The following is a 21,877-nucleotide window of genomic DNA, read 5'->3' as shown; positions in this document are numbered from 1 at the left end:
GTCGAAAATGTGTTTTTAAGAATGAAAAATATGTTAAAATCAACTTATGAATGATATTTTACAACTCACAATTGTTTTAATTGCCTCTTTAATTGCTACTCTTGTTTCAAGACGCCTTAAAATTCCAGCTGTCGTTGGACAAATGCTTGTTGGGATTTTGATTGCTCCATCAGTTTTAGGCTTGGTTCATAGCGGTCATGTTCTAGAAGTAATGTCTGAGATTGGGGTTATCTTACTCATGTTCTTAGCGGGAATTGAGAGTGATTTAACTGTTCTAAAGAAAAATTTTAAAGCATCAATGCTCGTTGCAGTTGGTGGTGTAATTGTGCCATTAATTGCCTTTGGACTTGTTGCTTTTGGCTTTGGTTACGGAATATCGACCAGTTTCTTTTATGGAATTGTTTTCGCTGCGACCTCAGTGTCGATTACGGTTGAAGTCTTACAAGAATATGGTAAACTCAGTACACGTGCAGGTTCGATTATTCTAGGAGCAGCAGTTGTTGATGATATTTTAGCTGTATTGATTTTATCAATTTTTACTAGTTTTAAAAATGGTGGTTCTGGTTCTCATCTTTTCATCCAATTTTTGCTTGAACTTCTCCTTTTTGCCTTTTTATTTCTTGTGCATAAGCTTATTCCAAGATTTTGGAAATTCGTCCAAAAACTACCCATTGCCAACAAAAATACGATTGTTGCCTTGATTATTTGTTTGGGCTTAAGTCTACTTGCTGATAGCGTAGGAATGTCAGCGGTAATAGGTAGTTTCTTTGCAGGACTTGCTATTTCACAAACAGAAGTAAGTCATAAGATTGAAGAATATACTTCAGCAATCGGTTATGTTATTTTTATCCCAGTATTCTTTGTACTTATCGCCATATCTGTTCAATTCGATAGTTTAATTCATCATCCTTGGATAATTTTACTCTTTACCTTCTTAGCAATTTTGACAAAATTTATCCCCGCCTATTTTGTTGGAAAAGCAAGTAAATTAAGTACTGGTGAGAGTATGTTGATTGGAACAGGAATGATTTCACGAGGAGAAATGGCCCTGATTGTGGCTCAAATTGGTCTGACGAGTGCCATTATTACAGATGAAGTTTATTCGGAGCTGGTTATCGTGATTATTTTAGCAACTGTATTAGCACCATTTTTAATTAAAATGGTCTTGAAAAAATATGATAATTAAGAAAAAATAAAGAATAAAAGACGAAAAATTTAAATTTTTTTAAATTTCATCTTATTCCTCCCAAAAAGACCAAAAAAGTGGTAAAATAGAAAAAATGCTTTTAGAGAATAGCGAACTTGCTAGGCTCTAAAAAATTTTGCCTAAAATTAGCAAAATTGCCTTTTAAAGGCAGTTTACAAATCTGAACTTTGCTTAGCAAAGGGATCTAGCGAAAGGAAAATCAAAATGTCAAAATTTCAAGTCGTAGAACATCCATTGATTCAACACAAACTCTCAATCTTGCGTCGTAAAGAGGCATCGACAAAAGAATTCCGTGAACTTGTTGATGAAATTGGAATGCTCATGGCCTACGAAGTATCAAGAGATTTACCCCTTGAAGATGTCGAAATCGAAACACCCGTTCAAAAAACGACGGTTAAACAAATCGCAGGTAAAAAATTAGCGATTGTACCAATCTTGCGTGCTGGTATTGGGATGGTAGACGGAATTTTGAAATTGATTCCAGCTGCTCGTGTAGGGCATATCGGAATGTATCGTGACGAAGAAACACTTAAACCAGTTGAATATTTAGTGAAACTTCCAGCCGACATTGCTGACCGTCAAATTTTCCTTGTTGACCCAATGCTTGCGACTGGTGGTTCAGCAATTTTAGCAGTTGATTCTCTTAAAAAACGAAATGCTAAAGCAGAAAATATTAAATTTGTTTGTCTTGTTGCTGCACCAGAAGGAGTGAAAGCTCTCCAAGAAGCACATCCAGATATTGAAATTTATACTGCAGCTTTGGATGAAAAACTTAATGAACATGGTTATATTGTCCCAGGTCTTGGTGATGCTGGAGACCGTTTGTTCGGTACTAAATAATAAATTTATCCCTATTTCAAATAGGGATTTTTTTATTTTATAAAAAAAGTAATTTTTTGAATCAAAATAGTTTACAAGTGTAAATTTATTTGATAAGATTACATATGTAAACAATAAAAACAAAAAAGGAAGTAATTATTATGTCATTCATTAAATCATTAGAAAACCGTCGCACAATCTACGCTCTTGGAAGAAACGTTCAAGATGAAGAAAAAGTGATTGAAACAATTAAAGAAGCTGTACGTTTTTCACCAACAGCTTTCAATTCACAAACTGGACGTCTTTTGATTCTCACAGGTGATGCCCAAGATAAACTTTGGAATGAAATTGTTGCCCCAGAACTTAAAGCAGCCATGGAAGCACAAGGTGTTCCTGAATCAGCTTGGGATAACACACGTGCAAAACTTGATGGATTTAAAGCTGCTTTTGGTACAATTCTTTTCTTTGAAGACCAAGCAGTTGTTAAAAATCTTCAAGAACAATTTGCTCTTTATGCAGATAACTTCCCAGTTTGGTCAGAACAAGGTTCAGGAATTATTTCTGTAAATGTATGGACTGCTCTTGCTGAACTAGGTTTAGGCGCTAACTTGCAACACTACAATCCATTGATTGACGAAGCTGTTGCTAAAGAATGGAATCTTCCAGAAAGCTGGAAACTTCGTGGACAACTTGTATTTGGTTCAATCGAAGCACCTCCTGGCGAAAAAACTTTCATGGATGATGCAGACCGTTTCATCGTTGCTAAATAATCAATCATTTTTAATGACCGTCAGTAAAATTTACTGACGGTTTTTTATTTTGTAAAGTTGAACTCTTAAAAGCTGCATGCTATAATTGTCCAAAAGGAAGTGAAAATGAAAAGGATAAAAATGAGGCGATTTTTACAAGATAAAAAATATCCAGCCCTTGATTTTTTGAAGTATGTTGGACCAGGATTGATTGTTGCGGTGGGATTTATAGATCCAGGAAATTGGGCTGCCAATCTTGCTGCGGGTTCTCAATTTGGTTATAAATTACTTTGGGTAATTACACTATCAACAATTATGTTGGCTTTTCTCCAGCATAATGTGGCCCACTTAGGGATTGTCACAGGAAAGTGTTTGTCAGAAAATGCGACCCAATACCTTAGACCCTGGCTCAGTAGAACAGTTTTGGGAACGGGAGTTTTAGCTTCTATTTCGACAGCAGTTGCTGAAATTTTGGGTGGAGCAATAGCTTTGCAAATGCTCTTTAAATTACCAATTGTGGTAGGAGCAATTTTAACAGCTGGTTTGGTTATCTGGTTTTTGTTTAGTAATTCATATCCTAAAATTGAAAAAGTTATTATTGGTTTTGTAAGTTTGATTGGGATTGCACTTTTACTAGAAATTTTTATTATTCCACATATTAATTGGGGACAAGCAGCAAAAGGAATGGTCATTCCTTTTGCTGATGCAAAATCAATGCCAATCATCATGTCAGCCCTAGGGGCTGTTGTCATGCCACATAATCTATTTTTACACTCGGAAGTTATTCAAAGTCGTCAGTGGAATTTAAAAGATGAAGCGGTGATGGAAAGACAATTGCGTTTTGAGTTCTTTGATACAATTTTTTCAATGTTTCTAGGCTGGGTGATTAATTCTGCAATTATTATCATTGCTGCGGCTTTATTTTTCCCTCGAATTGTAACAGAAATTAATCAAGCACAAGAAATGCTCGTTCCTCTCCTTGGTCCAGTGGCTGCAATTATTTTTGCGATTGCTTTTCTTTTTGCAGGAGTAGCCTCATCGGTAACAGCCGGAATGGCAGGTGGGTCAATTTTTGCAGGAATCTTTGCAGAACCTTATGATGCACAAGACCCACATAGTAAATTAGGTGTTTTAATCACAATAATTGGAGCAACGATTGCTATTTGCGCTTTAAGTTTTGTGACTTCGCCCTTTAATATTTTAATTTATTCACAGGTTTTCTTAAGTATCCAATTACCAATTACTATCTTTTTGCAAATTTATTTGACAAGTTCTAAAAGGGTAATGGGCAAATATAAAAATGTTTGGTTTACAAAGTGGCTCTTATTAGCAACAGGAGTTTTTGTAACTTTACTCAATATCGTATTAATCGTCGAAACTTTTAAATAATTCCGAAAAATTTGGTATAATAGTATTGTAAGAAGATTAAAAAATAAGGAGAAATTGATGCAAGCAAAATTAGTTAATAAAGTAGTTATCAAACGTAATGGACATGTCGTTGACTGGGATAGCTTCCGCATTCAAACGGCAGTATTCAAAGCTGCAATCAATGGTAAATACAAAGATAAACTGCTCCACGCCAATATGATTGCTAATAATGTAACAAAAGTCGTTGAAAAAGTAATTGCTGAGCTCTCTTTTGAAAAAATTGAGATTGAAACGATTCAAAACCAAGTGATAAAACAACTCAATGATTTTGATAAAGATGTGGCACGCGATTTTCTTGCTTACAAAACAAAGCAAAATATTGAGCAAAGACATTAATATAAAAAGAACTCATTGAGTTCTTTTTTACTCGTCAGTAAAAATTACTGACAGAACTTTTAATTTTGGGCTGTCAGTAATTTTATTTAGTATTATTTCCTTCTTGACAAATTTTAGGTCAAGCTTTACAATATAAAAAGAGACATGTTTTTAGTGAAAATTTCTAAGAAATCAGGCGGTTGATGCGAGCCTGAAAATGGCAGCTAAAAATACCACTCACTACTTACAGACTTTTTGTAAGTTAAATTCTTTTTTGGACAACAGAAAAGCGTCTCTGACACGTTACGTCAAAGAAGAGAAATTTACTGACAGCAATTTTATAGCTAGAAATTGAGCACTTTTGTAAGCAATAATTGCTAGAAAGAGCTTAACGAATTTTGTCAGCAAATAGAACAAAGGTGGTAACACGCAAGTAGCGTCCTTTATAGGATGAGATTTGCGTTTTTTTATTTCCATAAATTATTGACAAGACTTTAACAAGTAATTCATTGCTCCCAAGCAATTCGGATTTTTCTGTCAGTAATTTCCAACTAAAAAAAGATTAAAGAAAGGCACATAAAATGATTAAAATAACATTTCCAGACGGTAACGTAAAGGAATTTGAGGCGGGCGTAACAACATTTGAAATTGCTAAATCAATCTCACCTAGTCTTGCCAAAAAAACACTTGCAGGTAAGGTCAACGGAAAATTAATTGATGCCACTCGAGCAATCAATGAAGATAGCAACTTTGAAATTGTAACACCAGACCATGAAGATGCACTTGGAATTTTACGACATTCAGCTGCTCACCTTTTTGCTCAAGCAGCAAAACGCCATTTCCCTGATATTCACTTGGGTGTTGGACCAGCTATTCAAGATGGTTTCTATTACGATACAGATAACGAAGCCGGTCAAATTTCAAATGATGATTTGGCAACAATTGAAGCTGAAATGAAGAAAATTGTCAAAGAAAACTTCAAATCAGAACGTAAAGAAGTAAGCAAAGAAGAAGCAAAAGAAATTTTTGCAAATGATCCATACAAACTCGAACTCATTGAAGAACACAATGAAGATGAAGGTGGACTTACTATCTATACTCAAGGTGAATATACTGACCTTTGCCGCGGCCCACACGTTCCATCAACTGGTGTCATCAAATTTTTCCACCTTCTCAACGTTGCAGGTGCTTACTGGCGCGGTAATTCTGATAACAAGATGATGCAACGTATTTACGGTACAGCTTGGTTTACAAAAGAAGAATTAGAAGAAAATCTTAAACTTCGTGAAGAAGCAAAAGAACGTGACCACCGTAAACTCGGTCGCGAACTTGACTTGTTCTTTAATGACGCAGAACTTGGTGCGGGAACTGCTTACTGGCTCCCAGCTGGAGCAACAATTCGTCGAATTATTGAACGTTTTGTCGTTGACCAAGAAGTGAAAAACGGTTATCAACACGTTATCACACCAGTCATGATGAACCTTAATACTTATAAACAGTCAGGTCACTGGCAACATTACCATGAAGATATGTATCCACCAATGGATATGGGTGATGGCGAAGAAATGGAACTTCGTCCAATGAACTGTCCGAGCCATATAGCTATCTATAAACACCATGTCCATTCTTATCGTGAACTCCCAATTCGTATTGCCGAATTTGGTATGATGCACCGTTATGAAAAATCAGGAGCACTCTCAGGACTTCAACGTGTCCGCGAAATGACTTTGAATGATGGTCATACTTTCGTCATGTTAGAACAAGTTCAAGAAGAATTTAGTAAAATTCTTCAATTGATTATGGACATGTACCGTGACTTTGGAATCAATGATTACAGCTTCCGACTCAGCTACCGTGACCCTAAAGATACAGTGAAGTATTTCCCAGATGATGAAATGTGGGAAAAATCTCAAGCAATGCTCAAAGCGACAATGGATGACATGAATCTTGACTACGTTGAAGCAGAAGGAGAAGCAGCATTTTACGGTCCTAAACTTGACATTCAAGTTAAAACTGCGCTTGGTAATGAAGAAACACTTTCAACTATTCAGTTGGACTTCCTTAATCCTGAAAACTTTGACATTTCGTATATCGGTGCTGACGGGGAAAAACATCGCCCAGTAATGATTCACCGTGGCGTAATCTCAACACTTGAACGTTTCATTGCCTACCTTATCGAAGTTTATAAAGGTGCTTTCCCAACATGGCTTGCTCCAACTCAAGCAACCATTATTCCAGTAAATAATGAAATTCATGCCGATTATGCTTGGAAAATTCAACGTGAACTTCAAGATAAAGGCTTCCGCGTTGTTGTCGATGAAGCCAATGAAAAAATGGGCTGGAAGATTCGTCAATCACAAACACACAAAATTCCATATCAAATCGTTATTGGAGACCAAGAACAAGCTGATGGAAGTGTAAATATTCGTCGTTATGGCTCAAAAGAAACAAAAGTCATTCCGCTTGAAGAATTTATTGAAAATATCAGCGCAGATGTTGCTAATTTTAGCCGCGTTGATTAAAGAAAAAGAGACTGTTGAAAATCAGTCTCTTTTTTATTTATATTGGAGAATTATAGGGTATAATAAATTGTATTAAAAAGATTATTAAGGTGAAGTATAAAGGGATATGGAAGTGATTAGCAGTTTTTATTTATTTTTGGAAATTTTAGGAACCGTAGCATTCGCTATTTCGGGGACCGTGGTGGGGATCAATCATAAACTAGATATTTTTGGTATTCTTGTGATGTCAGTAATAACAGCAGTTGGTGGTGGGATATTTCGAGATTTACTCTTAGGAGCAACACCTCCTACAGCATTAAAATCGCCATTTTTTATAGTTATTTCGATTATTGCATCAATAGTAGCTATGCTTGTAGCACTAATAATTAAATCAAGAAGAGAAGCATTGAGTATTTTTAAAGCAGCACGTTTCTACAATAATCTTCTCTTAGTTTCTGATGCCATAGGTCTAGGAATTTTTACTGTATTAGGGATTGATGCTGGAATAGCACATGGTTATTCACAAAATATCTTCTTCATTGTATTCTTAGGAGTATTGACAGGTGTCGGTGGTGGAATGATACGCGATGTGATTGCAAATCAAGTTCCGATGATTTTTAGAGAAAACATCTATGCCCTACCATGTATTATTGGTGGAATTCTATATGTATACCTTCAATCGGTAATCAGCCATAACTTAGCTTTGTTTATTTCTGTCATCTTTATCGTTCTCATCAGAATCATTTCGGAACAGAGAAAACTAAATTTACCAAGAATCGAATATTAATGTATTTAATAAAACATGACAACCGTGGGATTTTCCGGATGTAAGATAAAAAAAGTCGTAAAAGTCACAGTTAATTCTTGACAAGTTTAGTTAGGTTTGATAGAATATAATAGTTGTCGCAAGAGACGAGAGTCTTGAAGCGATAAGCTAGACCATTGAAAACTGAATAAAGAAGAATGACTCATGTGATGTAGTAAGATACATCAAAAATCTGTCAATCAATAATGAAAGACAAGCCAGTCACTAAGGTGACTTAAATACTTTATTTGAGAGTTTGATCCTGGCTCAGGACGAACGCTGGCGGCGTGCCTAATACATGCAAGTTGAGCGCTGAAGGTTGGTACTTGTACCGACTGGATGAGCAGCGAACGGGTGAGTAACGCGTGGGGAATCTGCCTTTGAGCGGGGGACAACATTTGGAAACGAATGCTAATACCGCATAAAAACTTTAAACACAAGTTTTAAGTTTGAAAGATGCAATTGCATCACTCAAAGATGATCCCGCGTTGTATTAGCTAGTTGGTGAGGTAAAGGCTCACCAAGGCGATGATACATAGCCGACCTGAGAGGGTGATCGGCCACATTGGGACTGAGACACGGCCCAAACTCCTACGGGAGGCAGCAGTAGGGAATCTTCGGCAATGGACGAAAGTCTGACCGAGCAACGCCGCGTGAGTGAAGAAGGTTTTCGGATCGTAAAACTCTGTTGGTAGAGAAGAACGTTGGTGAGAGTGGAAAGCTCATCAAGTGACGGTAACTACCCAGAAAGGGACGGCTAACTACGTGCCAGCAGCCGCGGTAATACGTAGGTCCCGAGCGTTGTCCGGATTTATTGGGCGTAAAGCGAGCGCAGGTGGTTTATTAAGTCTGGTGTAAAAGGCAGTGGCTCAACCATTGTATGCATTGGAAACTGGTAGACTTGAGTGCAGGAGAGGAGAGTGGAATTCCATGTGTAGCGGTGAAATGCGTAGATATATGGAGGAACACCGGTGGCGAAAGCGGCTCTCTGGCCTGTAACTGACACTGAGGCTCGAAAGCGTGGGGAGCAAACAGGATTAGATACCCTGGTAGTCCACGCCGTAAACGATGAGTGCTAGATGTAGGGAGCTATAAGTTCTCTGTATCGCAGCTAACGCAATAAGCACTCCGCCTGGGGAGTACGACCGCAAGGTTGAAACTCAAAGGAATTGACGGGGGCCCGCACAAGCGGTGGAGCATGTGGTTTAATTCGAAGCAACGCGAAGAACCTTACCAGGTCTTGACATACTCGTGCTATTCCTAGAGATAGGAAGTTCCTTCGGGACACGGGATACAGGTGGTGCATGGTTGTCGTCAGCTCGTGTCGTGAGATGTTGGGTTAAGTCCCGCAACGAGCGCAACCCCTATTGTTAGTTGCCATCATTAAGTTGGGCACTCTAACGAGACTGCCGGTGATAAACCGGAGGAAGGTGGGGATGACGTCAAATCATCATGCCCCTTATGACCTGGGCTACACACGTGCTACAATGGATGGTACAACGAGTCGCGAGACAGTGATGTTTAGCTAATCTCTTAAAACCATTCTCAGTTCGGATTGTAGGCTGCAACTCGCCTACATGAAGTCGGAATCGCTAGTAATCGCGGATCAGCACGCCGCGGTGAATACGTTCCCGGGCCTTGTACACACCGCCCGTCACACCACGGGAGTTGGGAGTACCCGAAGTAGGTTGCCTAACCGCAAGGAGGGCGCTTCCTAAGGTAAGACCGATGACTGGGGTGAAGTCGTAACAAGGTAGCCGTATCGGAAGGTGCGGCTGGATCACCTCCTTTCTAAGGAATATATACAAAGACGTGAGCATTCAACTTTATTCAGTTTTGAGGGGTTTAGTCATAAACCTAAGCAAGAATCAAATTCTTGATTGTGGGGCCTTAGCTCAGCTGGGAGAGCGCCTGCTTTGCACGCAGGAGGTCAGCGGTTCGATCCCGCTAGGCTCCATTGTCAGACAAGACGTTAAAATCACTTGAACATTGAAAACTAAATAACAATATCTAATAACGATAAATAAACCAAAAGCTGTGAATTTTAAAGAATTTACAAACTTATACTTGAAAAACGATGATTATAAATCATCATGGCAAAGTTAATAAGGGCGCACGGTGGATGCCTTGGCACTAAGAGCCGATGAAGGACGTGACTAACGACGATATTCTAGGGGGAGCAGTAAGTACGCATTGATCCCTAGGTCTCCGAATGGGGAAACCCAGCTGCTACTAGCAGTTATTCATGAGTGAATACATAGCTCATGTAAAGGTAACGCAGAGAACTGAAACATCTAAGTACCTGCAGGAAGAGAAAGTAAAAACGATTTCGTAAGTAGCGGCGAGCGAACGCGAAGAAGGGCAAACCAAGAAGCTTGCTTCTTGGGGTTGTAGGACTGCAACGTGGACTTAAGCATTATAGTCGAATAACCTGGGAAGGTTAATCAAAGAGGGTAATAATCCCGTAGACGAAATAGCGCTTATACCTAGCAGTATCCTGAGTAGGGCTGGACACGCGAAATCCAGTTTGAATCCGGGAGGACCATCTCCCAACCCTAAATACTCCTTAGTGACCGATAGTGAACCAGTACCGTGAGGGAAAGGTGAAAAGAACCCCGAGAGGGGAGTGAAATAGCACCTGAAACCGTGTGCCTACAAGAAGTTCGAGCCCGTTAATGGGTGAGAGCGTGCCTTTTGTAGAATGAACCGGCGAGTTACGTTATGATGCGAGGTTAAGTTGAAGAGACGGAGCCGTAGGGAAACCGAGTCTGAATAGGGCGACTTAGTATCATGATGTAGACCCGAAACCTAGTGACCTATCCATGAGCAGGGTGAAGGTGTGGTAAGACGCACTGGAGGCCCGAACCAGGACACGTTGAAAAGTGTTTGGATGACTTGTGGATAGCGGAGAAATTCCAAACGAACTGGGAGATAGCTGGTTCTCTCCGAAATAGCTTTAGGGCTAGCGTCGAAATGTAAGTGTATTGGAGGTAGAGCACTGTTTGGGTGAGGGGTCCGTCTAGGATTACCAATCTCAGATAAACTCCGAATGCTAATACACATGTTCGGCAGTCAGACTGCGAGTGCTAAGATCCGTAGTCGAAAGGGAAACAGCCCAGACCAACAGCTAAGGTCCCAAAATATATGTTAAGTGGAAAAGGATGTGGGGTTGCACAGACAACTAGGATGTTAGCTCAGAAGCAGCTATCATTCAAAGAGTGCGTAATAGCTCACTAGTCGAGTGACCCTGCGCCGAAAATGTACCGGGGCTAAACATATTACCGAAGCTTTGGATTTAATTTAATTAAATGGTAGGAGAGCGTTCTTAACCGCGATGAAGGTATACCGTGAGGAGTGCTGGAGCGTTAAGAAGTGAGAATGCCGGTATGAGTAGCGCAAGATAAGTGAGAATCTTATCCACCGTAAGACTAAGGTTTCCAGGGGAAGGCTCGTCCGCCCTGGGTTAGTCGGGACCTAAGGCGAGGCCGAAAGGCGTAGTCGATGGACAACTGGTTGATATTCCAGTACTAGATATGATCGTGATGGAGGGACGCAGTAGGCTAAGAGATGCCAGTTAATGGATTCTGGTCTAAGCAGTGAGGTGTGAGATGTGTCAAATGCATTTCTCTTTAACATTGAGCTGTGATGGGGAAGCAACTACGGTTGCGAACTCTCTGATGTCACACTGCCAAGAAAAGCTTCTAGCGTAAAGTCATATCTACCCGTACCGCAAACCGACACAGGTAGTCGAGGCGAGTAGCCTCAGGTGATCGAGAGAACTCTCGTTAAGGAACTCGGCAAAATAGCCCCGTAACTTCGGGAGAAGGGGTGCTGGTGTAAAAGCCAGCCGCAGTGAATAGGCCCAAGCAACTGTTTATCAAAAACACAGCTCTCTGCTAAACCGCAAGGTGATGTATAGGGGGTGACGCCTGCCCGGTGCTGGAAGGTTAAGAGGAGTGCTTAGACGTAAGTCGAAGGTATGAATTGAAGCCCCAGTAAACGGCGGCCGTAACTATAACGGTCCTAAGGTAGCGAAATTCCTTGTCGGGTAAGTTCCGACCCGCACGAAAGGCGTAATGATTTGGGCACTGTCTCAACGAGAGACTCGGTGAAATTTTAGTACCTGTGAAGATGCAGGTTACCCGCGACAGGACGGAAAGACCCCATGGAGCTTTACTGTAGTTTGATATTGAGTACCTGTAAGTCATGTACAGGATAGGTAGGAGCCATTGAAATAGGGACGCTAGTTTCTATTGAGGCGTTGTTGGGATACTACCCTTGACTTATGGTTACTCTAACCCGCTGGCATAATCGGCCAGGGAGACAGTGTCTGACGGACAGTTTGACTGGGGCGGTCGCCTCCTAAAGAGTAACGGAGGCGCTCAAAGGTTGGCTCAGATTGGTTGGAAATCAATCGTAGAGTGTAAAGGTAAAAGCCAGCTTGACTGCGAGAGCTACAACTCGAGCAGGTAGGAAACTAGGACTTAGTGATCCGGTGGTACCGCATGGAAGGGCCATCGCTCAACGGATAAAAGCTACCCTGGGGATAACAGGCTTATCTCCCCCAAGAGTTCACATCGACGGGGAGGTTTGGCACCTCGATGTCGGCTCGTCGCATCCTGGGGCTGTAGTCGGTCCCAAGGGTTGGGCTGTTCGCCCATTAAAGCGGCACGCGAGCTGGGTTCAGAACGTCGTGAGACAGTTCGGTCCCTATCCGTCGCGGGCGTAGGTAATTTGAGAGGATCTGTCCTTAGTACGAGAGGACCGGGATGGACTTACCGCTGGTGTACCAGTTGTTCCGCCAGGAGCACGGCTGGATAGCTATGTAGGGAAGGGATAAGCGCTGAAAGCATCTAAGTGCGAAGCCCACCTCAAGATGAGATTACCCATTCGTAAGAATTAAGAGCCCAGAGAGATGATCTGGTAGATAGGCTGGAAGTGGAAGAGTTGCGAGACTTGGAGCGGACCAGTACTAATCGCTCGAGGACTTTACCAAAAGAGTCAAATATAATATGCTTATGGTTTAAAAGTTAGAAGAATTGTTATTTAGTTTTGAATGTTCAAGGTAACATTTAATGATTTGGTCATCATTGCGATGGAGATACACCTGTTCCCATGTCGAACACAGAAGTTAAGTCCATCTACGGCGGAAGTACTTGGGGGTTGCCCCCTGGGAGATAGGCGAGTGGCCAAGTTTTGGGAGTTTAGCTCAGCTGGGAGAGCATCTGCCTTACAAGCAGAGGGTCAGCGGTTCGATCCCGTTAACTCCCATTGGTTGTTTCAGCCATTAAGTGAATAAAGGTTCTGTAGTGTAGCGGTTATCACGTCGCCCTGTCACGGCGAAGATCGCGGGTTCGATTCCCGTCAGAACCGTTAGTAGAAATACTAATGACTCGTTAGCTCAGTTGGTAGAGCATTTGACTTTTAATCAAAGGGTCGCTGGTTCGAGCCCAGCACGGGTCATAATCCTAGCGGATGTGGCGGAATTGGCAGACGCACTAGATTTAGGATCTAGCGCTTAACGGCGTGGGGGTTCAAGTCCCTTCATCCGCATACTAGGTATTAGCCGACTTAGCTCAGTTGGTAGAGCATCTGATTTGTAATCAGAGGGTCGCGTGTTCGAATCATGTAGTCGGCATTGTCGTAAGACACAAAGTTTAAGTGCGAACGTAGTTCAGGGGTAGAACACAACCTTGCCATGGTTGGGGTCGCGAGTTCGAATCTCGTCGTTCGCTTGATAATTCTCCCCAGTGGGAGTTTTTGTATAATACCCGGGGTGGCGGAACTGGCAGACGCACAGGACTTAAAATCCTGCGAGGGGTAACCTTCGTACCGGTTCGAAACCGGTCCTCGGGATATGCTAAGATTAATAGTTATTAAACTATTAATCTTTTTTTATCTTTCTTTAAGAATGGCTTAATAAAGCGGTTACTTTGTATTTTTGCGAGCTTGGACTAGAAAAATACTTCACAAAATGCTATACTAGGTAAGTAATAAAATATTCGGAGGAATTTTGAAATGGCAATCGTTTCAGCAGAAAAATTCGTACAAGCCGCTCGTGATAACGGATACGCTATCGGTGGTTTCAACACAAACAACCTTGAATGGACTCAAGCTATCTTGCGTGCAGCAGAAGCTAAAAAGACTCCAGTATTGATCCAAACTTCTATGGGTGCGGCTAAATACATGGGTGGTTACAAAATGTGTAAACTCCTCATTGAAACTCTTGTAGAATCAATGGGAATCACAGTTCCAGTTGCTATTCACCTTGACCACGGTCATTTTGATGATGCTTTGGAATGTATCGAAGTTGGTTACTCATCATTGATGTTTGACGGTTCACATCTTCCAATCGAAGAAAACCTTAAACTTGCTGAAGAAGTAATCGCTAAAGCTCATGCTAAAGGCATCTCAGTTGAATGTGAAGTTGGTTCAATTGGTGGTGAAGAAGACGGTATCGTTGGTGAAGGTGAACTTGCTCCTATCGATGATGCAGTTGCAATGGCTAAACTTGGTGTTGACTTCCTTGCAGCAGGTATCGGTAACATTCACGGTCCTTACCCAGAAAACTGGAAAGGTCTTCACATCGATCACCTTGAAAAATTGAACAGAGCACTTGTTGAAGCTATGGGACACAATGTGCCAATCGTACTTCACGGTGGTTCTGGTATCCCTGATGATCAAATCAGAGAAGCTATCGCTAATGGTGTAGCTAAAGTTAACGTTAATACTGAATGCCAACTTGCTTTCGCAGCTGCTACTCGTAAATTCGTTAATGAATTTGATGCTAATGAAGCAGAATACATGAAGAAAAAACTTTTCGACCCACGTAAATTCTTGAAACCTGGTTTCGATGCAATTACTGCGTCTGTTGAAGAACGTATCGACGTATTCGGTTCAGCAAACAAAGCTTAATCAACTTTTAAAACATGATTAAATAAACGTTTGTCATTTATGATGGACGTTTTTTTATTTTTCAATTTGCTTTGATATAACATACTTAAGTATATAAGTTCAACAAGTATTTTCAATTTTATAGATTGGATGCTATTAAAAAAGTTTATCTGGTTGTTGGAAATCAATCATTGCTTACAGAATATTGAAAGAAAGAAAATTTGACTTTAACGAATTGGCACATTGAATTCCTGATTGCGCCAGAAGAATGCTTGTCTTACAAAAAAATTTTGTCTAATTTACGAATAATCTGGTATAAGCTTTATTGATTTGAACTATTATACAGCAAAAGAGTGTACTCTAGTAATTCCTTCATTAATTGTTCTTAGGATATTTGAAATTTCTCCTTTAAAAGACATTTGAGAGGGACTAAAAAAAAAATGAATATAAGAATCTATTTTATGCGAATGCTACCTTTTTAAAATATTACCTAGATGAAGATAAGAAGAGTTGTGAAATATGAGCGGACGATGTATAAGGTTTTTTTGACTGAATTTGATTTTTCTACATTATTAAATTTGTAATAAATATATTATTTTTTAGTAATTTGACTTAGAAATATAAGATAAAGAGAACAGAATATTTTTTAGGGACGATAGTAGTCCTTTGTTTTAGAGAGAGCACGGGTTAATTCAACTAAGTCATAAACAACTTATTATAAAATATGATTAAATATGGCTTTGTCACTTATGAAGGACATTTTTTATATGATTTTACTACTAGCTATATCGTATAATAATTTTTTCAAATAAAAATGGAAATGTGTTCAATAAATAAAAGTGATTAATTTGACTTGCTTGTTTTTAAATGTTACAATTGTGTAAAAGTAGATGTCTTGAAAGAAATGATGTTGAAATTATAATACATACCATGGAGGATTAACTAAAATTGACTAATAATGATAAAATTAAGCGCTTAAAAAAGGAAAAATTTATTGCGGGAACAGCGCTGATTTTAGGAATGACGACTTTTGGCGTGGCTGGCCATGCTGATGGAGTAACTGTTGGAAGTAGTTCAGATGCATCATCAAGCACAGGTAGCTCAAGTTCATCATCAAGTACGGGTAGTTCAAGTTCATCATCAAACACAGGTAGCTCAAGTTCATCATCAAGTACGGGTAGTTCAAGTTCATCATCAAGCACAGGTAGCTCAAGTTCATCATCAAGTACGGGTAGTTCAAGTTCATCATCAAGTACAGGTAGCTCAAGCTCATCATCAAATTCAAATGGTTCAAGTTCATCGTCAAGTACAGGTAATTCAAGTTCATCATCAAAACCAAGTACTTCAGGTTCGACATCAAAACCAAATAATCCAAGTTCATCAACAAATAATAATTCAACTAGTAATTCCTCTACAACAACTCAAGCACCATCAATTTCAGTTTCTACCACAGCTCCTTCAGCGTCAACTTCTACAGTTGCACCCTCTAATTATTCACAGGATAATGCCTACTATCAGACATCAACTGCAGCACAAATTCCTAATTCTTCAGCAGATTCAGCTCCTTCTATTTACGCTGGCCCTGTTTTGAAAACAATTGAAGCAGCTAAGTCAATTGATAAAATTGATACTTCTAGTACAGAAGCCTTTATTAAAAGTATTGCAGACCGCGTGAGAATTTTAGCTGGTAAGAATAATTTGTATGCGTCAATTATATTGGCACAGGCGATTTTAGAATCTGGTTCTGGTCAAAGTAATATGAGTCAGCAGTATTTTAATATTTTCAATATTACAGGTGCTTATTTAGGAAAATCAATTTCATTTAAGACGGAAGAATTTTCGGGAAATAATCCTTATTATATTGAACAAAGTTTTAGAGTTTATAGTAACTATGACCAAGCCTTGGATGATTATATTAATTTGATGATTAAAGGGACAACTTGGAACTCAGAAATTTATGCTGGCGCATGGAAGTCACACGCTAAGACTTACCAAGAAGCAGCTCAAGCTTTGCAAGGTATTTTTGCTACTGACCCAGCATATGCACAAAAATTAATTGAAATTATTCAAGAATATAAATTAGATGCTTATGATAATGTTGATAGTACAACACAAGTTGTAGATAGTAAAATTCCTGAAAGTCCATTGGTGGCATCAAAATTAGATAATTCAGCTTATCCAGAATATAATGGGGTAGAATATCCAGGTGCTGATAGTTATGCTTTTGGTAATTGTACACAGTATGTTTATAACCGTATCATTCAATTAGGTGGGCTCGTTGGAACACATATGGGAAATGGTGGAGAATGGGGAATTAATGCCCAAGCTCAAGGTTATTTCACAACAACTGTTCCAACTGAGGGTTATGCTGTTAGCTTCCCACCAGGAGTAGCTGGTTCAAGTTCAGAATATGGTCACGTAGCTTTTGTTGAAAAGGTTTATTCAGATAACTCTATTCTCGTTTCAGAGATGAATGTTAAAGGTAATAATATTGTCAGCGAACGCCATATTTCTGCTGGTGTAGCTGCTTTGGCAACTTATATTCAACCTAAATAATTACTGACAAAATTAATTAGTAGTTCTGTCAGTAAAATAGGAGTATTGAATCTTTTATTTAGCTAAAAAAAGAAGATGTTAAAAATCAGCCCAAAGGCTGATTTTTATTTGGTAAAAGTTTGAGATAATAAGTGTACGAGATAAAGATAATCTCAATAAAAAAAGTTTTTAAGATATTGAATGCTTGAATGAGCAGAGAAAGGATCTAAAAAAATGGCTAATAAAAAAGATAGAATTATGGATTTGATGCGTCGTGGAATTATCACGGAAGATGAAGCTTTAGAATTACTTGAAAAAAATGGTTCAGTGAATGGAGAAGCTTCTGATGATAAAACTGAGAACAAAGAATTCACATATACAGATAAAGAAGGATATGTTAATCACGATGTAGATTTTCCTGATGCAATGAAAAATGTTGCAGAAAGTTTGTTTGCTAGAGGTAAAGAAATTTTCCAAGGGGTTGCAAAATCTGTTGATGATAATATTGATTTTTCAAAAGGATTTCCTAAGGTTAAATCAATTTCTCACACTGTAGAAAAAGATATCAACGAAGATTTCAAAAATGTTAATCTTAATCTTAAGAGTGGTAAAGTAAATATTTTACCGGGTGAAAATGCCCATGTAAAAGTAGAATATAAAATTTACGGGGCAGTTGAAGATGGTGATGTAGAAGCTTATATTGCTGAAAAAACTAAACTTGAAGTTGAAGATGATGTGCTTGAAATTGAAGCAAATGGTCGAATTTCTGCGGATATTGAACTTTACTTACCAGTAAAAGAATATGAAAATATTGAGATTAATACACCTCATGCAGAACTTAAAGTTGAAAAAATTTCCAGTCAAAAAATGAATATTAATCTTATGAACGGAAATGCTGAAGTGCTTGAAGTAAACAGCGATGAGTTGAAGATTAACAATAAGAATGGTGAAATCAAAGTAATTGATGGCACGAATTCAGATTTAGAATTAACTGGAGTTAATGGTAATATCAGAATTACAACTGCTTTTGAATCTGGTGATGTCTCACTCGTAAACGGAAATATTTTGCTGACCGAAAAAACAGGAACGGCTCACAAATTAAATCTTAAAAATGTGAATGGCGATATCAAAGTTTCTGTACCAGAAAGTTTGGGCTTGGTTGGTCATGTTCGCACAATCTTTGGCGGATATAAGACACGTTTAAATCTTGATAGTCCTTTTGAAGCTGGCCGTAATGGAGCAGCGATTGTCCGTCAAGGTGCTGAGTCATTAACCTTTGAATTTGAAACAAAATCAGGAACGATTTGGCTTAAAGATACTGAAACTACTGACAAAGAAGAAACTGAATAAAATTTTACTGACAGAAATTTTATAAGAGTTCTGTCAGTAAATTTGAAAAGAAAGGTGAGAAATGGCTAAGAAAACTCTGAAAAGATCAAGTAGCAATCGAGTCATCGCAGGAACCGTCGGGGGACTTGGTGAATACTTTGGCTTGAGCCGTACAGTAATTAATGTAATTCGGGTTCTGATTGTGCTTGGTACTTTCGGAAGTTGGGGAACATTACTCATTGTTTATGTGATTGCGAGTCTATTGATGACACCGTCACAAGGTTAATTCAACGATTACGAAGAAAGGATAAATTATGTCTCAAAGACAATTAACAAAATCAGTGACAAATCGTAGAGTCAGTGGTGTCATTGCAGGTATTGCAGAATATTTTGGTCTGGGTCGTGATGTTGTGACGATTCTACGTATCCTATTTGTTGTTCTGGCTTTTGGAAGCTGGGGCGGATTGATTCCATTGTATTTCGTAGCAAGTTGGATTATTCCAAGTGCTAGACCACGAAATTACTATGATGATTCAGAAGATGATTATCAAGAAAAATGGAATCGTAAAGCGCAACATTTTGATGAAAAAATGGATCGTTGGTCAGAACGTTATTCAGATAAAATGAATAATTGGGCACGTCGTTATGAAGATAAAGGACGTCAAAATCAACAAGATTCAAACCAATGGGGAAATTCATGGGATGAACCAAAAAGTCGTAAGACTAAGGAAGCACAACCAGTTGAAAAAGAAAAAGAAGATGACTGGTCAGATTTCTAAAAAAGTTACTGACAGAAAGTTCTGTCAGTAAAATAATTCTGGTCCACCATGACCTAAAACTGGCCTCCTATATAATATAATAATAATAACTGAAAAAATGGACTGATTAAGTCCATTTTTTTAGTGAGATTTCGCCACTGGAAAGTATTTTTTGCTGACCATTATCTAAATTTACGATAAGCTCACCTTTAGAGGTTAAATCTGTGGCTCTTCCGGAAAAAGTTTGTCCAGATTGAACAAATTCAACTTGTTTGCCAAGAATAAATGAGTGAGATTTATAAATTTGGAAAAATGAACCCTCTGATAAACGATGAAATTCAGACCAGATTTCGGCAATTAATTCCGAACGACTGATGCTTGCTTGTTCATTATAAAATAAAGAAGTGGCTCTTTCTTCGATTTCAGTTGGAAATTGGGAAATAGAAAAATTAATTCCGACACCAATGATAACTTGAGCTTCTTGAGTTGGATTAAGTGAAGTTTCGGCAAGAATACCAACAAATTTTTTATCGTCTAGATAAATATCGTTAACCCATTTAATTTGAGGCCTTTTGTCAGTTAATTTTTCGATTGCTGACACAATGGCAGCTCCTGTCAGCAGAGTGAACTCTGGAAGTTTTTCTAGTTCAACTTTGGGCTTGAGTGACAAACTCATATAAATTCCGCCAGACGGCGCAGCAAAATACTGACGGCCAAAACGACCATAAGTTTTATTTTGTCTTTCAGTTAAATAAAGACAATTTTCTTGTCCGTCTAATTTAGCATCTTTTTGAGTTGATTCAGATTCAGCGACAATTTTTACATCAGTCAGCCAAGGATTTTTTTGTAAAATAATAGATTTTTCAAGTTTGTCGTTCATTTTTTTATTATACCATGTGAAGTCGACTGCAAGCGAGAGGGAAAATTAGGAAATTACGTTTCTGCACTTGCGCAAGTTCAAAGTTATCTATTTTCTAGAATCTAGGAGACTGACCTCGGTTATGGGCAAAATCTTTAGCAATTTACTGACAATGAAAATTTTCAGAAAAATCTAACGATAGTAAGTATTTGACTTTCAATAATCTACGGAGTATAGTTTTATTAGAACAATGTTAGGAAAGGGAAGAATAACTTGGTATTTGAAAAAACAGTTTTGAACAAAGCACTTGCAGTTGCTTTCGATATCCCCATTGCAGTAACTTATTGGGATGGAAAAACAGAAAAGTATGGTGAGGGAGAAACGCAAGTTCACATTACTTTTAATAAAAAATTCTCATTTAGTGAATTGAGCTCAATGCCAACCTTAGTATTGGCTGAAGCTTACATGAATGAAGAAATTGAAATTGAGGGGAGCATTCAAGAGCTTGTTACATCAGCATATCGTAAGGCTGGTAGCTTTTTAACAGACCAATCTGGTTTTGGGAAATCAATGATAAAACTTTTGGGAAATCATTCTCAAAAACAATCTCGTGAAGATATTCATAGTCATTATGATATTGGGAATGACTTTTATAACAAATGGCTTGACCCAACGATGACTTATTCATGTGCTTATTTTGAACATGAAGATATGACTTTGGAAGAAGCACAAATTGCTAAAGTTCATCATATTTTGGACAAACTCGATAGTAAACCTGGGGGACGTTTGCTTGATATTGGTTGTGGCTGGGGAACTTTGATGTTTAAGGCTGTTCAAGAATATGGCCTTTCAGCAGTCGGAGTGACACTCTCAGAAGAACAATATTATTATGTTCGCAAAAAAGCGGATGATTTGGGACTTTCTGATAAAGTGAAAGTTTATTTGGTTGATTATCGTGACCTCAAAGAAGAACCTTTTGATTACATTACATCTGTCGGAATGTTTGAACATGTTGGGAAAGAAAATTTGGAAATGTATTTCCAAAAAGTTTCTGATTATCTCAAACCAAACGGTCGTGCATTGATTCATGGTATTACTGGACAACATCGCGGTGCTGGTGTGGATCCATTTATTGAAAAATACATTTTCCCTGGAGGTTATATTCCAAATATTGCTGAAAATGTTGAACATATTATGACTGCTGGTTTGCAAATGGATGATCTTGAACCTCTTCGTCGTCATTATCAAAAAACGCTTGAAATTTGGAATGAAAATTATCTCGAAGTTTTTGATGAAGTAGAAAAAGAAATGGGTAGACCATTTGCAAGGATGTGGACACTTTATCTTCAAGCCTGCGCTGCAAGTTTTGAAGCTGGAAATATTGATGTTGTTCAATATCTTTTGACTAAAGGTGCTTCAGGTCAAGGTTTGCCAATGACCCGCGAATACATGTTTAAAAAACATTAAGTTTGACAATTGATAAGTTGAAAAACAAGACCATTCAGCATTTCGGGTTTGAATTATCATAAGGACAACTTATTTAAAATTTATCAGTAGATTTATTTTAGAATCATGTAAAGGAAAGAGTGCATTTTTTCCAAAAAAGAGGTAAAATAAGAGAGTTACGAGTCCCGAAAGGATTTGATTTATTTTAAAAATTACTGATGAAAATACTAGC

Annotated in this window: 14 protein-coding genes, 8 tRNA genes and 3 rRNA genes; 24 read left to right on the top strand and 1 reads right to left on the bottom strand. The window is 38.5% G+C overall.

What is annotated here, in order from left to right:
- The first annotated feature begins 46 nt into the window (after nucleotides 1-46).
- The 23 genes from PYW37_RS10860 to PYW37_RS10750 all read left to right on the top strand — a co-directional run bounded on the left by PYW37_RS10860 (nucleotide 47) and on the right by PYW37_RS10750 (nucleotide 19,361).
- Complete coding sequence (locus tag PYW37_RS10860; protein ID WP_023188681.1) at nucleotides 47-1,186, top strand: cation:proton antiporter; 1,140 nt, start codon at nucleotides 47-49, stop codon at nucleotides 1,184-1,186.
- A gap of 225 nt (nucleotides 1,187-1,411) precedes the next feature.
- Entirely contained in the window at nucleotides 1,412-2,047 is a 636-nt protein-coding gene (gene upp / locus PYW37_RS10855) for a uracil phosphoribosyltransferase (RefSeq protein ID WP_011835873.1), read from the top strand.
- 140 nt (nucleotides 2,048-2,187) lie between these two features.
- Nucleotides 2,188-2,796 (top strand): nitroreductase family protein, encoded by a 609-nt coding sequence (locus tag PYW37_RS10850; RefSeq protein ID WP_025016937.1) that lies wholly within the window; start codon nucleotides 2,188-2,190, stop codon nucleotides 2,794-2,796.
- A gap of 105 nt (nucleotides 2,797-2,901) precedes the next feature.
- Nucleotides 2,902-4,164 carry an Nramp family divalent metal transporter gene (locus tag PYW37_RS10845; protein ID WP_025016938.1) on the top strand — a complete coding sequence of 421 codons (1,263 nt, stop codon included), beginning with the start codon at nucleotides 2,902-2,904 and terminating at the stop codon, nucleotides 4,162-4,164.
- Nucleotides 4,165-4,221: 57 nt separating this feature from the next.
- Nucleotides 4,222-4,539: an ATP cone domain-containing protein gene (locus tag PYW37_RS10840; RefSeq protein WP_025016939.1), complete on the top strand. Its 318-nt coding sequence runs from the start codon at nucleotides 4,222-4,224 to the stop codon at nucleotides 4,537-4,539.
- A 560-nt stretch (nucleotides 4,540-5,099) separates the two neighbouring features.
- Nucleotides 5,100-7,040 carry a threonine--tRNA ligase gene (thrS, locus tag PYW37_RS10835; protein ID WP_025016940.1) on the top strand — a complete coding sequence of 647 codons (1,941 nt, stop codon included), beginning with the start codon at nucleotides 5,100-5,102 and terminating at the stop codon, nucleotides 7,038-7,040.
- 106 nt (nucleotides 7,041-7,146) lie between these two features.
- Complete coding sequence (locus PYW37_RS10830) at nucleotides 7,147-7,806, top strand: trimeric intracellular cation channel family protein (RefSeq protein WP_004254956.1); 660 nt, start codon at nucleotides 7,147-7,149, stop codon at nucleotides 7,804-7,806.
- 262 nt (nucleotides 7,807-8,068) lie between these two features.
- Nucleotides 8,069-9,615, top strand: a 16S ribosomal RNA gene (locus PYW37_RS10825).
- 93 nt (nucleotides 9,616-9,708) lie between these two features.
- Nucleotides 9,709-9,781 (top strand) — tRNA-Ala (locus tag PYW37_RS10820).
- A gap of 138 nt (nucleotides 9,782-9,919) precedes the next feature.
- Nucleotides 9,920-12,820 (top strand): 23S ribosomal RNA (locus tag PYW37_RS10815).
- 83 nt (nucleotides 12,821-12,903) lie between these two features.
- Nucleotides 12,904-13,019: ribosomal RNA gene (rrf, locus tag PYW37_RS10810) — 5S ribosomal RNA — on the top strand.
- The 16S, 23S and 5S rRNA genes sit together here with 8 tRNA genes alongside, the layout of an rRNA operon.
- Nucleotides 13,020-13,022: 3 nt before the next feature.
- Nucleotides 13,023-13,095: transfer RNA gene (locus PYW37_RS10805), tRNA-Val, on the top strand.
- A 29-nt stretch (nucleotides 13,096-13,124) separates the two neighbouring features.
- Nucleotides 13,125-13,197 (top strand) — tRNA-Asp (locus tag PYW37_RS10800).
- Nucleotides 13,198-13,214: 17 nt separating this feature from the next.
- Nucleotides 13,215-13,287 (top strand) — tRNA-Lys (locus tag PYW37_RS10795).
- 8 nt (nucleotides 13,288-13,295) lie between these two features.
- Nucleotides 13,296-13,377: transfer RNA gene (locus PYW37_RS10790), tRNA-Leu, on the top strand.
- Nucleotides 13,378-13,389: 12 nt separating this feature from the next.
- Nucleotides 13,390-13,462, top strand: a tRNA-Thr gene (locus tag PYW37_RS10785).
- Nucleotides 13,463-13,487: 25 nt separating this feature from the next.
- Nucleotides 13,488-13,559: transfer RNA gene (locus tag PYW37_RS10780), tRNA-Gly, on the top strand.
- A gap of 35 nt (nucleotides 13,560-13,594) precedes the next feature.
- Nucleotides 13,595-13,680: transfer RNA gene (locus tag PYW37_RS10775), tRNA-Leu, on the top strand.
- A 162-nt stretch (nucleotides 13,681-13,842) separates the two neighbouring features.
- Nucleotides 13,843-14,739 (top strand): class II fructose-bisphosphate aldolase, encoded by an 897-nt coding sequence (locus PYW37_RS10770; protein WP_023189139.1) that lies wholly within the window; start codon nucleotides 13,843-13,845, stop codon nucleotides 14,737-14,739.
- A gap of 972 nt (nucleotides 14,740-15,711) precedes the next feature.
- Nucleotides 15,712-17,274 (top strand): amidase domain-containing protein, encoded by a 1,563-nt coding sequence (locus PYW37_RS10765; protein ID WP_373364395.1) that lies wholly within the window; start codon nucleotides 15,712-15,714, stop codon nucleotides 17,272-17,274.
- A gap of 213 nt (nucleotides 17,275-17,487) precedes the next feature.
- The gene (locus PYW37_RS10760; RefSeq protein WP_023189137.1) at nucleotides 17,488-18,603 is read left to right on the top strand and encodes a DUF4097 family beta strand repeat-containing protein; all 1,116 of its coding nucleotides are present in this window, start codon (nucleotides 17,488-17,490) and stop codon (nucleotides 18,601-18,603) included.
- Between the two features lie 61 nt (nucleotides 18,604-18,664).
- Entirely contained in the window at nucleotides 18,665-18,868 is a 204-nt protein-coding gene (locus PYW37_RS10755; protein ID WP_003131460.1) for a PspC domain-containing protein, read from the top strand.
- 28 nt (nucleotides 18,869-18,896) lie between these two features.
- Complete coding sequence (locus PYW37_RS10750) at nucleotides 18,897-19,361, top strand: PspC domain-containing protein (RefSeq protein WP_017865035.1); 465 nt, start codon at nucleotides 18,897-18,899, stop codon at nucleotides 19,359-19,361.
- A 106-nt stretch (nucleotides 19,362-19,467) separates the two neighbouring features.
- Here the strand turns inward: PYW37_RS10750 and PYW37_RS10745 are convergent, their stop codons facing one another.
- The gene (locus PYW37_RS10745) at nucleotides 19,468-20,220 is read right to left on the bottom strand and encodes a biotin--[acetyl-CoA-carboxylase] ligase (RefSeq protein ID WP_025017160.1); all 753 of its coding nucleotides are present in this window, start codon (nucleotides 20,218-20,220) and stop codon (nucleotides 19,468-19,470) included.
- Between the two features lie 252 nt (nucleotides 20,221-20,472).
- Between PYW37_RS10745 and PYW37_RS10740 the strand changes: the two genes are divergently transcribed.
- Complete coding sequence (locus PYW37_RS10740; RefSeq protein ID WP_012898453.1) at nucleotides 20,473-21,666, top strand: SAM-dependent methyltransferase; 1,194 nt, start codon at nucleotides 20,473-20,475, stop codon at nucleotides 21,664-21,666.
- Nucleotides 21,667-21,877: the final 211 nt, after the last annotated feature.

The sequence above is a fragment of the Lactococcus lactis genome (assembly GCF_029023865.1).
Classification (GTDB): Bacteria; Bacillota; Bacilli; order Lactobacillales; family Streptococcaceae; genus Lactococcus; species Lactococcus lactis.
Note: the sequence above shows the minus strand (reverse complement) of the source record. Positions and strands in the feature narration are given on the sequence as shown.

Coding starts and splice junctions, on each gene's coding strand:
- PYW37_RS10840 (WP_025016939.1), top strand. CDS start 4,222: ATGCAAGCAAAATTAGTTAATAAAGTAGTTATCAAACGTAATGGACAT.
- thrS (WP_025016940.1), top strand. CDS start 5,100: ATGATTAAAATAACATTTCCAGACGGTAACGTAAAGGAATTTGAGGCG.
- PYW37_RS10760 (WP_023189137.1), top strand. CDS start 17,488: ATGGCTAATAAAAAAGATAGAATTATGGATTTGATGCGTCGTGGAATT.
- PYW37_RS10830 (WP_004254956.1), top strand. CDS start 7,147: ATGGAAGTGATTAGCAGTTTTTATTTATTTTTGGAAATTTTAGGAACC.
- PYW37_RS10750 (WP_017865035.1), top strand. CDS start 18,897: ATGTCTCAAAGACAATTAACAAAATCAGTGACAAATCGTAGAGTCAGT.
- PYW37_RS10745 (WP_025017160.1), bottom strand. CDS start 20,220: ATGAACGACAAACTTGAAAAATCTATTATTTTACAAAAAAATCCTTGG.
- PYW37_RS10755 (WP_003131460.1), top strand. CDS start 18,665: ATGGCTAAGAAAACTCTGAAAAGATCAAGTAGCAATCGAGTCATCGCA.
- PYW37_RS10860 (WP_023188681.1), top strand. CDS start 47: ATGAATGATATTTTACAACTCACAATTGTTTTAATTGCCTCTTTAATT.
- PYW37_RS10770 (WP_023189139.1), top strand. CDS start 13,843: ATGGCAATCGTTTCAGCAGAAAAATTCGTACAAGCCGCTCGTGATAAC.
- upp (WP_011835873.1), top strand. CDS start 1,412: ATGTCAAAATTTCAAGTCGTAGAACATCCATTGATTCAACACAAACTC.
- PYW37_RS10850 (WP_025016937.1), top strand. CDS start 2,188: ATGTCATTCATTAAATCATTAGAAAACCGTCGCACAATCTACGCTCTT.
- PYW37_RS10845 (WP_025016938.1), top strand. CDS start 2,902: ATGAAAAGGATAAAAATGAGGCGATTTTTACAAGATAAAAAATATCCA.